This is a genomic window from uncultured Apibacter sp., from assembly GCF_946479295.1.
Lineage (GTDB): Bacteria > Bacteroidota > Bacteroidia > Flavobacteriales > Weeksellaceae > Apibacter.
Window position 1 is genome coordinate 505,891 of sequence record NZ_CAMLFD010000001.1, and the last position, 13,107, is coordinate 518,997.

The window sequence follows — 13,107 nt, forward strand, 5'->3', positions numbered from 1 at the left end:
AGTTTACAACGGCTTTACTTTATTTTTTCTTTTATAGATGTAAATTAAATTACCATAAATAGGAAATGGATTTAAAAATTAAATCCATTTCCTAAGTTGCAATTTTTTATTATAATAAAGTCTCTTTGAGATATGTAAGGATTTCTTCATCCTTTAGAAAATTATTTCATCTCAAATCCGACTCTATACATTTTAGGCCATAATTTTCCTGTAATTAAGAATGTATTTCCTTCCATATAAGCAATGCCATTCAAAACAGCCTCTTCATTGGATTTATTTTGTTTAACTAATTCTGAAAAATCGGCTTTTGCTATTACAGTTCCATTTTCCGGGTCAATGATAAGGATTATGGGCTGATCGAAAACATTTGCAAAGATATATCCGTCAGCATATTCCAATTCATTGATCCTGGAATAAACATTTTCATATCCGATTACCGTAATCCTTTTTTGAAGATTAAAATTTTTATCGTAAAATTTTAATTCTGAAGAACCGTCTGATACTACTATTTTATCTCCTATAGTAGTTGCTCCCCAGCCTTCAAATAAAGTGCCGGGATAGGTAAATTCTTTCTCTAATTTAAAATCAGATTCATTAAAAATGAGGCCTTTTTTTTCTCTCCAAGTTAGCAAATATAATTTCTTATCTAGAAGTGCAAATCCTTCTGCAAAATATTTAGGATCAATTTTAACACTTTGTGTATAAGAGGTTGACCCTAGCTTATATTTTACTAGTAATGATTTCCCATAAAGCCCGGAACTTTCAGTAATCCATCCGTCTTTATAAGTGAATCCTTGCGTAAATAATTCAGGATTATGAGGATATTCTTGAAAAATTTTATAGGTTATATCTTTCTCTTTTTCTTTTGGAAATACTGTAAAAGTAGCATCTATCTCTTTTTTATATTTTCCATTATAGTTTACAGTCAATACGAGATAATTACTCCCTAATTTAGCATTGGATTCATCCAGGATAATATTTTTCTTATCGTATATTTTGTCGTTTAATTTAATACTATACGAATCAATTATACCGTCTTTAGTATTAAAATCCAATGGAAGCTTATCTCCTATGTGTAACGGTTTATCATCTAATTTTTCAAAATTGGTACTGATACTTATATTTTCAGGGTCTTTACACCCTATTATACTTATAACGACCAGCATGCATAGTAATAGTTTTGATATTAGATTTTTCATTTTATTTTGCTTTTGAAGTATAAATCCTATTTTTAGCAGTCACTAATATGTAAATACCTGCAGCTATAAAAGGTACACTCAACCATTGACCTGTGTTTAAGCCTAACCAATTAATATACTCTTTTCCTTGAGGTTCTTTAAAAAACTCTACTAGAAACCTTATGCCAAACAGTACAATTAGAAAGTATCCAAATATCCAACCATAATATCTCTTTTTATCTGTTTTTAAATATATATACATTAGAGAAATAAATAATAGTAAATATCCTAAAGCTTCATATAGTTGAGAAGGATGACGTGGTACTAGGCTTCCGTATTCATCAGTATCTTGTTGAATAAATAAAACCGCCCAAGGTAAAGAAGAGGGCTTTCCAATAATTTCTGAATTAAAAAAATTACCGAATCGTATAAACATTCCTCCTATTGATACAGGAATTACAATTCTATCCAATATCCAATAAAGGGATCGTTTCAAATATTTTCTTGTAAATAAATATAAGGAAATTAGTATCCCTATGGCTGCTCCATGGCTCGCTAACCCGGAATAGCCAGTAAATTCGAAATAAGGTTTTGTACGTATGGGTAAAAATACGGCTAATGGATCTTGTATAAATAATTGCTTCTGATAAAACAGCACATGCCCTAATCTTGCCCCTATGATTACTGCCAAAAACATATAAATAAATAAAGGATCTAATAACTTTCTATCTTCCTTATCTTTCTTAAAAATAAAATCCATAAGATAAAAACCTAATCCAAACGCTATAACATACATCAAACTGTAAAATCTCAATGTAAAACTACCTATGGATATTCCCAAACTTGGATCCCATGTAATATATAAAAGCTGATTCATCTATTATCACTTAATTTTTCTAGGTACCGGATCATAACCCTTTCCTCCCCAAGGATGACATCGCAGAATACGCTTACTTCCCAACCAAAACCCATAGAATAATCCGTGAGTTTTTAATGCTTCCAGCATATAGGCAGAACAAGTGGGAGTAAACCTACAATTATTTCCCATCCAAGGAGATATAGCAACCTGATAGAAGCGTATTAATACGACTATCGGGAATATAGTTATTTTCCTTATCATTATATCAATTTCCCTACAAAGATACAGTTTTCCTTAAGATGACATTCTGCATTAATAAATATTTAACTAGCTAAAGCTAATTTATCGACATTAATATTATCTATTATAAGATTATTATCCTAGATAATGAGTTCCTATTTATATAGGTTATATTTCTTATTTTTGCGTCAAATTTAAGTTTAGCAATGACAGTAAGTGGAAAGATAGAATTGATGTGTCCGGCAGGAAATTTTGAATCATTACAAGCGGCATTGGATAACGGCGCTGATTCCATTTATTTTGGAGTCGAACAGTTAAATATGCGCGCGCGTTCCTCTGTTAATTTCACATTGGATGATCTGAATGAGATTGCCAGAAGATGTTCTCCCAAAGGTGTGAGAACCTATCTTACGTTGAACACTATTATTTACGATCATGATTTATCGATTATAAAAACTGTTTTGGATCGGGCAAAATCTGCTTCTATAACAGCCGTTATTGCTATGGACCAAGCAGTTATAGCTTATGCAAGACAAATTGGAATGGAAGTTCATATTTCTACCCAAATTAACATTACCAATATTGAAACTGTAAAATTTTATTCTTTATTTGCCGACACTATGGTGTTAAGTCGAGAATTAAGTTTGAGTCAAGTAAAAAAAATTACTTCACAAATCAATAAAGAACAAATTAAGGGACCAAATGGAAAATTAGTTGAAATAGAAATTTTCGGACATGGAGCTTTATGCATGGCTGTATCAGGTAAATGTTATTTAAGTTTACACTCTCATAATTCATCTGCAAATCGAGGCGCGTGCAAACAAAATTGCAGAAAAAAATATACGGTTATTGATCAGGAATCAGGGTTTGAAATTGAAATTGATAATGAATATATGATGTCTCCTAAAGATTTATGCACTATTGATTTTCTTGATCAGGTTATTGATTCAGGTGTAAAAGTGCTTAAAATTGAGGGAAGAGGGCGTGCTCCGGAATATGTTGCTACTGTAACCAAATGTTATCGAGAAGCTATTGATGCTATTTCTAATGGTACTTTTTGCAAAGATGCTGTTTCATTATGGATAAAAAAGCTGGAAACCGTATACAATCGTGGATTCTGGAGTGGCTATTATTTAGGTCAAAAGCTTGGCGAATGGTCTGACAATCCGGGTTCGAATGCAACTCAAAAGAAGATATACATTGGAAAAGGAAGGCATTTTTATCCAAAAACTAAAATTGGTGAATTTGAAATTGAAGCATATAATCTTAGTGTAGGAGATAAAATATTAATTCAGGGTCCCACCACCGGTTCTCAGGAAGCTGAGGTTATTTCAATGATGGTTGATGATATACCGGCTCAAGAAGCGAAAAAAGGAGATATTCTTACGTTACCGATAAGTTTTAAAATTCGTCCATCCGACAAATTATATAAAGTTGTTAAGGTATAAATTGATAAAATTATCTGGTTTTGGTTTGTTAAATTTATTAATAAAGTCATCTACATTATAAGTTAAATAATAATTGGTGAAAAAGATGAAATTGCGTATATGCGTATGATTATAGAGTAATAAAATGCAGTTGAGTTAGAGAATAAACTGATTTTAGCTTAGATTTTTTCTTAATATATGGTAATTATAACACTTCAAAGAGATAAATGTATTGGATGCAATTATTGTTCGGAATTTGATCCAGAAAATTTTCGTATGTCCAAAAAAGACGGAAAGTCCGTTTTGTTGAGATCTCAAGAAAAAAAAGGCTTCTACACATTAAAGAATCCTGATGATAACTGTTTTGATGTAGCCGATAAAGCAGCTAAAGCTTGTCCAGTAAAAATTATTTCCGTGAAAAAAATTTAAGGGTTACTTAGTTATGCTAAAAAAAGAAGCTCGTAAAAAATTTTTACAGTTAAGAACTTTACTTTCAGATCAAAAAGTTATTGCCTTGTCAAAAGACATTTGCATACAATGGAAAAATTCTTTATTGTCTCAATTTGATTCTTATCATATTTTCTTATCAATTCTTGAGAAAAAAGAAGTAGATACCTCAATAATAATCAAACATTTGTGGGATAATAAAAATAAAGTGTATTGTTCGAAGGTTGATGGAAATGCTCTTTTACATTATGAACTTTCTCCTGAAACTATCTTAAAAAAAAATACATGGGGTATTCCTGAACCTTCTAACCAAAGTAATCTATTTATTAAAAATATAGAATGTATTTTTATTCCTTTGCTAGCCTACGATTTTTTAGGCAATCGTGTGGGATATGGTAAAGGATACTATGATTCTTTTCTACAAAAATATTCTTCATCAATTAAGGTTGGACTTTCTTTCTTTGATCCGATTGATAGTATTGATGATTATGCAAATTGGGATGTACCTTTAGACTATATCATTACACCTACCTATTCATCAAGCTTCCCAATTGAGGTAAAATAAAATTTAAATTCCGACTTAAATTTCTCAGGATTTTTCTTTAAAATGTAATTTGCCTCATCCTTTTGGGTAGAAAAGTGCTTTTTCTTATTATTATAGTAATGAACCTTGTAATGGATTACTCCAACCGAATCATTTAAGATTGTTGAATCTTTCAACTCTTTTTTCTCTAATTCAATTTTTATATATTTAACTTGTAGTGAGTCTAAATATTTAACAATTTTACTCACATAAGCAGTGTCCTTTTTAGGAAAATATCCACGTAATTGTGATATGATAAGGGTATCAATTTCTTTATTAGATTTATTCTCTGTTGCTAAAATTGCCAAATCGTATACTTCTTGTAATTTTTGTTCTGTTATGTGCGAAATAACCGCTAAGGAATCCAACTTTTCAGAGGCGTAATAAACCTTATTATTATATTCTTTTATTTTAACGGGATCTTTTTCTCCTTCGTAATATTTGTCATTATTACAAGCTACAAAACCTTTTATCTGAAATATTATAATAATTAGAATTATATGCTTATTTATCATTTTTTTGGATTTTGAATTTTATTAAATCAATTTTTTTGTTTTTATTTATCTGACTATTTATAAGAACATAGTTTTTTAGTGAAGTAGTAGGTGTTGTCATAAAATCAATATATTTTTTCTTATCAAGCACTTCTACTCCAAATAATTCATTATCATAAACTTGATATATAAGTGCATCATCCGCAATCAATTTATTTAATTCCTCCTTTCTCTGTTTTATAAATTGTGATTTTTTGCTTTCATCCGAATTATTTTCGGCCGTAGAATAATAATATAGCATAATTGCATAATCATCCGGCCGTAATTTGAAATTTCTATTATTTTCATCTCCTTTATCTCGAATTTCTTTTAACCCTACCACAAAAGACTCTTTTTTATACATAGGAGAACTAATAGTCATTTTAAGTGTATCTCTTGAGGACCTATAGGTAAAACATCCATTGGAAACAGTGTAATATTCAGGAGACACACCATTTTTTTGTATAACAACTTCTAACTTGGATTTGATCAATGAACCTCTATCTGCATCATAAAAACAAAATTCAAAGGTGTTTATGTGCTCATAATATTTATCAACACCAATAATTACAAGCAATGTACTAAGTAAGCCTAATACTATATAAATAATTTTTTTGAAATTAGCTAATTGCTCTTGCTTATTCGTAACCTTTACTTTCTCATATTCGTCTATTCCTTTATTGCTAAGTTCTCTATCTTCTAAATAAATGTCTTGAGAATCCAAACTGTGGAAGTCTTTTTCCTTATTAGATAAATTGACATTAAAAATTTCTTCTTTTTCATTAAGATTATATTTCTCCAAAAATTCTGTCCAACCTCTTTTATACCCACAATATTGAGCTAAGAGATTAAGCATATCAATTCTTGGTAATTTTTCAAAAGAAGACTTAAAGTAGGTATAAAACCACTTTTCACTAACATTTCCTTTAACTCTTTGCCGAAGATGTTCTTGAAAATATATAATATCTAATCCTTTCCATTTTGAAATATCAGGGTTCAAGGTAGGAAAATCTTCTAAAAAGGTTTTAGTAACCTCTTTTTTCAATTGCTCAAAGAATATTTTTTCCTGTCCCGCCATTTGTAAAATAAATACAACTTACTGATTCTTAATATACATTTTTTGTAAAACTATTTTTAAAGTTTTACAAAAATATTACAAGCATTTGAATCTTGCAACAAAGTTTAACTGATCTATATTTGTCTTCTAAATTAAAATTATATTTAATTAAAAAAGCTTACAAAATGAAAAAACTAATTTTAAACATTGCAGCTGTAACTGTAATCGCTACAACTTCATTCATCGCATGTGACAAAGACAAAGCAAAAGGAAATAACGATGCTGCTTCTACAACTGATTCTACTGCAACTACTACTGTAGTTGATGAATCTACTACTCCAGAAGCTGCACCTGCTACTCCAGACTCAGCTAAAGTTGATGCTCCTAAAGCTGATGAAGCTAAATCTGCTGATGCTAAACCTGCTGATACTAAAGTTGATGCTCCTGCTCCTAAAGCTGATGAAGCTAAAAAAGCAAAATAAAATTTGTTTAAAATTAAACAAAATCGACAAAAGGTTACAATATTTTTGTAGCCTTTTTTCTGAAATTTAAAAAATATTACAATTTTTCAGAAAACTAATTTAAAACCTTACGTGATGAGAAAAATATTTTTAAAATTTACTGCCATCACAATTATAACAAGTTCATTGGTAGCTTGTGATAACAAGCACAGCAATAAAATCGAAAAACCTACTCAGCCTATGGTCGGATTAAATGCACAAGGACAAGAAGAAATTGCGCCGGCATCTCCCATAGATAGTTCAAAAACCCTTAAAAACGAAAATAATCCTCAAGTACAAGGGATGAATGCCCAGCCTCAACAAGAAATAGCCCCTAGTACAACAGGAAATAAGTAAAAATCAAAAACATTTTAAAAATTTATAGTTATGAAAAAAACAATTTTTAACATCACTACTGTCGCTGCTATTGTATCTATTTCATTCATTGCCTGTCAAAAGAAACAGGTTAAACACGCAGATTCAAATGCTGCTGTTACAGCTGATTCCATTGCAAATGATACAACTACATTAGGAGAAAAAATTGGAAAATTTACAGATTCTGCTACAGCTCATATTAAAGAAACAGCTCATGATGCTAAAGAAAGTTTAGAAAATACAGCAAATCATTTAAAAGAAGAAGTTAAAGATCAAAACAATAGCATCAAAGAAAACGCAGAAAATGCTAAAGAGGGTGTAAAAAACGCTGCTGAAGATTCTAAAAATGATATTAAAAATGCTACAAAAAAATAGCTTTTACATATTAAATTTTATAGAAAAGGCGCTGAAATTCAGCGCCTTTTCTATTATAATTATTTTTCTTTCATTTTACACAGATTCATAGGATTTATCCCCGTAATCTTTTCCAATTTTTTGTGATGCTTCAAAAGAAGTAATCATATTTGTTAACATATCACTTGCTGCGCTAGGATTATTAGGTAGTAATATCAAATTGGATCGTGAACTGGCGCCTATTGAACTTAAAGTATCATAATGTTGTGTTACGACAATAAGGGAGGATGCCTCCTGAGAATTTATGTTTACTCCATTTAAAACCTTTACCGATTCTTCTAACCCTCGGGCTATCTCTCTCCTTTGATCTGCGATACCTTTCCCTTGCAGTTGCTTACTTTCTGCCTCAGCTTTTGCCTTAGCTACTATCTTAATACGTTCTGCTTCTGCTTCATATTCGGCAGCAACTTTTTCTCTCTCGGCAGAATTGATACGATTCATAGCTTGTTTTACCTGCTCATCAGGGTCAATATCTGTTACTAAAGCTTTTACAATGCTGTGTCCATAACTCTGCATGGCTTCTTGCAGTTCGCTCTTTACTGCAACAGCTATATCGTCTTTTCTTTCAAATACATCATCTAAACGTAATTTGGGAACCTCTGCACGAACCACATCAAAAACATAAGATGTAATTTGCTCATATGGATTTTGTAATTTATAAAATGCATCGTATACAGCGGTCTGAACTACTTGATATTGAACAGATACTTTAAGGTGAACAAAAACATTATCTTTTGTTTTTGTTTCGATCATAACATCCAATTGCTGTATTTTTAAATTTACTTTTCCGGCAATTTTGTCTATTAACGGGAGTTTAAAATTAATTCCCGCGTTGCGATAAGAATTGAACTTCCCAAATCTCTCTATTATTACAGACGTTTGTTGTTTTACTACGAAGATAGAACTTGCTAACACACACAAAATAATAAATAATAATGATAAAAATATAACCATGTCTAATTAATTTTAGCCTTTATTCCAACAAATATATAAATTTTTTATAATGTATGCGGTTTCTGCCCCATTAGCATTAGATAAGACTTTAAAAAATCATCTATATTACCATTCATAACTGAATCCACATCAGAGGTTTCGGTCCCTGTACGAACATCTTTAATTAATCGATAAGGCTGCATTACATAATTTCTTATTTGACTGCCCCATTCAATCTTCATTTTGCCCGCCTCAATTTCGTCACGTTTTGCATTTCTTTTTTCTAATTCAATTTCAAACAAGCGTGATTTTAATAATTGCAATGCTTTTTCTTTATTTTGAAGCTGCGATCGACTTTCAGTATTTTCTATAATTATTTCTCTTTCTTCTGTCGTTTCTTCGTCTTTATATTTATAGCGTAGCCTTACACCTGTCTCTACCTTATTTACATTTTGACCTCCGGCACCACTAGATCTAAATGTATCCCAAGAAAGTGTAGCTTGGTTAATTTGTATCTCAATTGATTCATCAACTAAGGGATATACATATACAGAGGCAAAAGAGGTATGTCTTTTTGCATTTGAATCAAATGGAGAAATTCTAACCAATCGATGAACTCCATTTTCTCCCTTTAAGTATCCAAATGCGTAATCTCCTTCTATCTCTAACGTTACTGTTTTCACTCCTGCGACATCACCGGCTTGATAGTTAAGTTCTCTTATTTTAAAATTATGTTTTTCCGCCCACATTATATACATACGCATTAACATACTGGCCCAATCACAACTTTCTGTACCTCCGGCACCTGCTGTAATTTGTATTACTGCATTTAAATCATCTCCTTCAGAAGACAACATATTTTTAAATTCAATATCCTCAAGTAAAGATATCACGGATTGATAATGAGAATTTATTTCTCCTTCCGAAACATCTCCGGTCTTAAAAAAATCGTATAAAACTGTTAAATCTTCAGTCTGCGTTTTAATCTCCTGATATTCTTCAACCCATTTTTTCTTAGCCCTTAATTGTTTCAAAATTTTTTCCGCTTCTTTTGGATCTTCCCAAAATGACGGATCAGCAGATTTTTCTTCTTCATTCTCTATTTCTACTTGCTTTTTTTCAATTTCCAAATATTCATACAAATCTTTTAATCTTGCCTGAATTTCTTTTAGGTTTTCTTGAGTAATCATAAGTACTACAAAAATACAATGTAAAATGCAATAATAATAATTAAAATACAGCACCCAATAATACTATTATAAAAGGTTTTTCGTCCTTTAAAAGTTAATATTTTAAAAAGATTTTAAAATTATCTTGTACATGCTTATTTTTCAAACGTTTTTAAATCATTACACAATATGTTATGAAATATTAAAATTTATTAAAAGTTGATAAAATTTTGTTTGTAAATTTACTCCCGTTTTAGATATTGTTCATGATAGATAACTCGATGCTCTAATTCAAATATAAGGATAAAAAGGATAATCTAGATTTTTTTATCTGAAAACACCTTAAAGCAACTCATGTTTAGATATGGGAATATCTGAAAATAATTTAAATGAAATAATTTCACTTTTAACATAATGAATTTTAAAATATAATTCAGTCTATCCATCTTTTTGTTAAAAAGTTTTCATTTCTAATTATAATTTAATTTCTTTTTTGAGAAAGAATATACAATACAAATTGAATATCCAGTTATTTTAAGAAATAACGAAAGATAATTGGCATATTTGAAATATAAATGATATAATATATACTATGAAATTTTTAAGTAATTTTTTAAAAGATTATCATCTTCAATTAATAGCGACTATTATTGTAGCTATGGCAATTTATTTTCTAAAACTTATTATAAATAAAATTATATTAAAATATGGCAACCATTCCCATATTAAAGAGTTGAGGACAAGAGTTGTTATAAAATATTCCAATATATTAATTAATATTTTGGGCTTTATTTTATTAATAACTATATGGGGAGTTACTCCAGAATGGATATTTGCCACTTTTGCCTCATTTTTTGCTATTGTGGGAGTAGCATTTTTTGCCCAATGGTCATTATTAAGTAATGTAACTGCCGGATTTATCATATATTTTACAGTTCCTTTCCGAATTGGGGATACTATAAGGATTATAGATAAAGATAATCCGATTGTTGCAGTTGTGGAAGACATTAAAGCTTTCTATGTTGTTCTAAGAACCGAGGAAGGATATCCCATAACTTTTCCAAATAATTTAATTTTACAAAAAGCTATTTCAACAATTAAGACTTATGATGAAACTTTTTAAAATCTATATATAAAAAACTATTTATTCCATTTAATTTTATTCATCTATTTCAACTCAGATAATTTATGCACAAAATTTTGTTAATTCAGGCTTTCAAGAATTAAGAATTGGTAACATTTAAGCCATATTATTAACAGACGGATATCTTTACATATCTTCAGTACAACCCTCAATGGCTCTGAATATTAAAACAGAAGAGGTAAATAAAATAATAGTAAACAACTATTTATCAACAAACTTGAATTGGCTATAAATGTTTATTAATTAAAAAGAATAATCATTTAATTTTGTTTGATACGGGGACTGGAGATATTAATGGTAAGGGAAGAAAATTATTTGATGTTCTATTCCGAGTCAGTATTAAACCTGAACCAATTACGGATATTGTAATTACCCATGGCCATCTTGATTATATTAGAGGATTAGTAAGAGGTAACAAACCAACTTTTTCCAACGCAGTTGTTTATTTGAAAAAAAGATCATGAATTTTAGATGAGAAAAAACAAGATTTTTCCAAATCTAAAGGAGCAAGAAGTAAAACTGAATTAAATGGAATGATTAAAGATATATTAAAATTAATTATACCTAAAGTTAAATTCATCAAGGATAAAGAAACTTTTTTAGATTACATTACCTTTACTCTAGCTCCAGGACAAACGCCTGGACATATTATCCCTACCATTCATTGAAAAGACGAATCATTTAGTTGATATAGTGGTTTAATCCACTATAGAGCATCATTATTTCATCATCCTGAATGGGGAACGTGTTTTGACTGGATTTTTGATATGGACGTTAAAAACCCGTATCTCCGTACTTACTAATTTAAGTGAAAATTAAAGTCTTATTTTTGGTTACCATCTACCCCTATATCCGGGAATTGGCTATGTTCGGAAAATAGACACTAATGGCTTTCAATGGTTGCCCTATTCCATTTTTATCACATTCCAATAAAATAACATAAAAATAAGGCTATCATCTTTAGGTAGCCTTTTATTTATATTTTTTATTTGTTTAATGCTTGGGTAACCTCTGCTGCAGCTTCTTCTAAGGTAATAGCCGATATAACTTTCAATCCACTATTGTCAATCATTCTTTTAGCTATTTCCGCATTAGTTCCTTGCAGTCTAACAATTATCGGAACCTTTATAAAATCACTCATATTTTTATATGCATCTAAGATACCTTGAGCCACTCTATCGCAACGAACAATCCCTCCAAAAATATTTACAAGTATTGCTTGAACTCTATCATCTGCCAAAATAATTCTAAATGCTTTTTCAACTCTTTCAGCATCTGCCGTACCTCCTACATCCAAAAAGTTGGCCGGATCTCCTCCGGATAATTTTATTATATCCATAGTTGCCATTGCCAAACCTGCTCCATTAACCATACACCCCACATTTCCTTCTAATTTTACAAAATTTAATCCCGCTTCTCCGGCCTCTACCTCAGTAGGGTCTTCTTCTCGAATATCTCTCAGTTTCAAAAAATCCGAATGTCTGAAAAGAGAATTATTATCAATAGTTACTTTTGCATCTACCGCTGCAATTTGATTATCCGAAGTCTTTAATACCGGATTTATTTCAAATAAAGTTGCATCACTTGACAAGTAAGCTTTGTAAAGCGCAATCACAAACTTAACCATATTTTTAAACGCTTCTCCCGATAATCCTAAATTAAAGGCAATTCTTCTTGCTTGAAAATTTTGTAGGCCTACAGCCGGATCTATTTCTTCTGTAAAAATAAGTGAGGGTGTTTTTTCTGCCACAGTTTCAATATCCATCCCACCTTCTGTAGAATAAACAATAATATTTTTGGCTTTAACTCTATCTAGTAAGATAGACATATAAAATTCTTCAGTTTCAGCTTCGCCGGGATAATACATATCTTCTGCAATAAGCACTTGATGAACTTTTTTACCCTTTTTGGATGTTTGCGGGGTAATTAAATTCATCCCTATTATTTCTGATGCTTTTTCTCTAACCTCTTCTAAGGATTTAGCTAATTTTACGCCCCCTCCTTTTCCTCTTCCTCCGGCATGAATCTGTGCTTTAACAACCCACCAATTAGTTCCTGTTTTATGATTCATCTCTTGTGCTGCTTCTACGGCTTTTTCGGGTGTGGTCGCAACTATTCCTCTTTGGACTCTCACTCCAAACGATGAAAGTATTTCTTTTCCTTGATATTCATGTAAATTCATGGCTTATTTTCTTTCGGGTTACAATACGTTCCAATTACTGCGATAATGACAAATATAATGATTTTT

17 protein-coding genes are annotated in these 13,107 nt (G+C 30.5%); 9 read left to right on the plus strand and 8 right to left on the minus strand.

What is annotated here, in order from left to right:
- Positions 1 to 161: 161 nt before the first annotated feature.
- From Q0T35_RS02395 to yidD, 3 genes are read right to left on the minus strand one after another with little or no spacing between them, the layout of a single operon-like run.
- On the minus strand, positions 162 to 1,199 hold the full coding sequence (locus tag Q0T35_RS02395) for a glutaminyl-peptide cyclotransferase (RefSeq protein ID WP_295809555.1): 1,038 nt from the start codon (positions 1,197 to 1,199) through the stop codon (positions 162 to 164).
- Between the two features lies 1 nt (position 1,200).
- Complete coding sequence (lgt, locus tag Q0T35_RS02400; RefSeq protein WP_295840791.1) at positions 1,201 to 2,055, minus strand: prolipoprotein diacylglyceryl transferase; 855 nt, start codon at positions 2,053 to 2,055, stop codon at positions 1,201 to 1,203.
- Positions 2,056 to 2,061: 6 nt separating this feature from the next.
- Positions 2,062 to 2,298, minus strand: a complete 237-nt coding sequence (gene yidD / locus Q0T35_RS02405; protein WP_293917531.1) for a membrane protein insertion efficiency factor YidD — start codon at positions 2,296 to 2,298, stop codon at positions 2,062 to 2,064.
- Between the two features lie 185 nt (positions 2,299 to 2,483).
- Between yidD and Q0T35_RS02410 the strand changes: the two genes are divergently transcribed.
- From Q0T35_RS02410 to Q0T35_RS02420, 3 genes are all read left to right on the plus strand, one after another.
- Positions 2,484 to 3,725: a U32 family peptidase gene (locus tag Q0T35_RS02410; RefSeq protein ID WP_295840794.1), complete on the plus strand. Its 1,242-nt coding sequence runs from the start codon at positions 2,484 to 2,486 to the stop codon at positions 3,723 to 3,725.
- A gap of 177 nt (positions 3,726 to 3,902) precedes the next feature.
- A complete protein-coding gene (locus tag Q0T35_RS02415) occupies positions 3,903 to 4,133 on the plus strand; it encodes a ferredoxin (RefSeq protein WP_293917535.1) in 231 nt (76 codons plus the stop codon).
- Between the two features lie 13 nt (positions 4,134 to 4,146).
- Positions 4,147 to 4,716, plus strand: a complete 570-nt coding sequence (locus Q0T35_RS02420) for a 5-formyltetrahydrofolate cyclo-ligase (protein WP_293917538.1) — start codon at positions 4,147 to 4,149, stop codon at positions 4,714 to 4,716.
- On the opposite strand, the gene Q0T35_RS02425 is transcribed toward Q0T35_RS02420, so the two are convergent.
- Both Q0T35_RS02425 and Q0T35_RS02430 read right to left on the minus strand, forming a co-directional pair.
- Positions 4,683 to 5,249: a hypothetical protein gene (locus Q0T35_RS02425; RefSeq protein ID WP_295840796.1), complete on the minus strand. Its 567-nt coding sequence runs from the start codon at positions 5,247 to 5,249 to the stop codon at positions 4,683 to 4,685. The genes Q0T35_RS02420 and Q0T35_RS02425 overlap by 34 nt on opposite strands.
- Positions 5,239 to 6,345, minus strand: a complete 1,107-nt coding sequence (locus Q0T35_RS02430; protein ID WP_293917542.1) for a hypothetical protein — start codon at positions 6,343 to 6,345, stop codon at positions 5,239 to 5,241. The genes Q0T35_RS02425 and Q0T35_RS02430 overlap by 11 nt, the downstream gene beginning before the upstream one ends.
- Positions 6,346 to 6,509: 164 nt before the next feature.
- Here Q0T35_RS02430 and Q0T35_RS02435 point away from each other — a divergent pair, with 164 nt between their 5' ends.
- The 3 genes from Q0T35_RS02435 to Q0T35_RS02445 all read left to right on the plus strand — a co-directional run bounded on the left by Q0T35_RS02435 (position 6,510) and on the right by Q0T35_RS02445 (position 7,574).
- Positions 6,510 to 6,806 carry a hypothetical protein gene (locus Q0T35_RS02435; protein WP_295840798.1) on the plus strand — a complete coding sequence of 99 codons (297 nt, stop codon included), beginning with the start codon at positions 6,510 to 6,512 and terminating at the stop codon, positions 6,804 to 6,806.
- A gap of 114 nt (positions 6,807 to 6,920) precedes the next feature.
- A complete protein-coding gene (locus Q0T35_RS02440) occupies positions 6,921 to 7,181 on the plus strand; it encodes a hypothetical protein (RefSeq protein WP_295840800.1) in 261 nt (86 codons plus the stop codon).
- A gap of 30 nt (positions 7,182 to 7,211) precedes the next feature.
- Entirely contained in the window at positions 7,212 to 7,574 is a 363-nt protein-coding gene (locus Q0T35_RS02445) for a hypothetical protein (protein WP_293917549.1), read from the plus strand.
- A gap of 75 nt (positions 7,575 to 7,649) precedes the next feature.
- Here Q0T35_RS02445 and Q0T35_RS02450 read toward each other — a convergent pair whose 3' ends face one another.
- Together Q0T35_RS02450 and prfB are read right to left on the minus strand one after the other, a co-directional pair.
- Positions 7,650 to 8,567, minus strand: a complete 918-nt coding sequence (locus tag Q0T35_RS02450; protein ID WP_293917551.1) for an SPFH domain-containing protein — start codon at positions 8,565 to 8,567, stop codon at positions 7,650 to 7,652.
- A 44-nt stretch (positions 8,568 to 8,611) separates the two neighbouring features.
- Entirely contained in the window at positions 8,612 to 9,736 is a 1,125-nt protein-coding gene (gene prfB, locus Q0T35_RS02455; RefSeq protein WP_293917553.1) for a peptide chain release factor 2, read from the minus strand.
- 571 nt (positions 9,737 to 10,307) lie between these two features.
- Here prfB and Q0T35_RS02460 point away from each other — a divergent pair.
- The 3 genes from Q0T35_RS02460 (at position 10,308) to Q0T35_RS02470 (ending at position 11,527) form a co-directional block, all read left to right on the plus strand.
- Positions 10,308 to 10,838, plus strand: a complete 531-nt coding sequence (locus Q0T35_RS02460) for a mechanosensitive ion channel family protein (protein WP_293917555.1) — start codon at positions 10,308 to 10,310, stop codon at positions 10,836 to 10,838.
- Between the two features lie 263 nt (positions 10,839 to 11,101).
- A complete protein-coding gene (locus Q0T35_RS02465; protein WP_295840839.1) occupies positions 11,102 to 11,323 on the plus strand; it encodes an MBL fold metallo-hydrolase in 222 nt (73 codons plus the stop codon).
- Between the two features lie 69 nt (positions 11,324 to 11,392).
- Positions 11,393 to 11,527, plus strand: coding sequence for a hypothetical protein (locus Q0T35_RS02470; protein ID WP_295840803.1), 135 nt, complete (start codon positions 11,393 to 11,395; stop codon positions 11,525 to 11,527).
- Positions 11,528 to 11,844: 317 nt separating this feature from the next.
- Here the strand turns inward: Q0T35_RS02470 and sucC are convergent, their stop codons facing one another.
- Positions 11,845 to 13,041, minus strand: coding sequence for an ADP-forming succinate--CoA ligase subunit beta (gene sucC / locus Q0T35_RS02475; protein ID WP_295840806.1), 1,197 nt, complete (start codon positions 13,039 to 13,041; stop codon positions 11,845 to 11,847).
- Positions 13,042 to 13,107: the final 66 nt, after the last annotated feature.

Excerpts from the sequence above, each read along its gene's own strand:
- Q0T35_RS02450 (WP_293917551.1), bottom strand. The coding sequence starts at position 8,567 with ATGGTTATATTTTTATCATTATTATTTATTATTTTGTGTGTGTTAGCA.
- Q0T35_RS02425 (WP_295840796.1), bottom strand. The coding sequence starts at position 5,249 with ATGATAAATAAGCATATAATTCTAATTATTATAATATTTCAGATAAAA.
- Q0T35_RS02460 (WP_293917555.1), top strand. The coding sequence starts at position 10,308 with ATGAAATTTTTAAGTAATTTTTTAAAAGATTATCATCTTCAATTAATA.
- Q0T35_RS02395 (WP_295809555.1), bottom strand. The coding sequence starts at position 1,199 with ATGAAAAATCTAATATCAAAACTATTACTATGCATGCTGGTCGTTATA.
- sucC (WP_295840806.1), bottom strand. The coding sequence starts at position 13,041 with ATGAATTTACATGAATATCAAGGAAAAGAAATACTTTCATCGTTTGGA.
- Q0T35_RS02445 (WP_293917549.1), top strand. The coding sequence starts at position 7,212 with ATGAAAAAAACAATTTTTAACATCACTACTGTCGCTGCTATTGTATCT.
- yidD (WP_293917531.1), bottom strand. The coding sequence starts at position 2,298 with ATGATAAGGAAAATAACTATATTCCCGATAGTCGTATTAATACGCTTC.
- Q0T35_RS02435 (WP_295840798.1), top strand. The coding sequence starts at position 6,510 with ATGAAAAAACTAATTTTAAACATTGCAGCTGTAACTGTAATCGCTACA.
- prfB (WP_293917553.1), bottom strand. The coding sequence starts at position 9,736 with ATGATTACTCAAGAAAACCTAAAAGAAATTCAGGCAAGATTAAAAGAT.
- Q0T35_RS02410 (WP_295840794.1), top strand. The coding sequence starts at position 2,484 with ATGACAGTAAGTGGAAAGATAGAATTGATGTGTCCGGCAGGAAATTTT.
- lgt (WP_295840791.1), bottom strand. The coding sequence starts at position 2,055 with ATGAATCAGCTTTTATATATTACATGGGATCCAAGTTTGGGAATATCC.
- Q0T35_RS02415 (WP_293917535.1), top strand. The coding sequence starts at position 3,903 with ATGGTAATTATAACACTTCAAAGAGATAAATGTATTGGATGCAATTAT.
- Q0T35_RS02430 (WP_293917542.1), bottom strand. The coding sequence starts at position 6,345 with ATGGCGGGACAGGAAAAAATATTCTTTGAGCAATTGAAAAAAGAGGTT.
- Q0T35_RS02420 (WP_293917538.1), top strand. The coding sequence starts at position 4,147 with ATGCTAAAAAAAGAAGCTCGTAAAAAATTTTTACAGTTAAGAACTTTA.
- Q0T35_RS02440 (WP_295840800.1), top strand. The coding sequence starts at position 6,921 with ATGAGAAAAATATTTTTAAAATTTACTGCCATCACAATTATAACAAGT.
- Q0T35_RS02470 (WP_295840803.1), top strand. The coding sequence starts at position 11,393 with ATGATTAAAGATATATTAAAATTAATTATACCTAAAGTTAAATTCATC.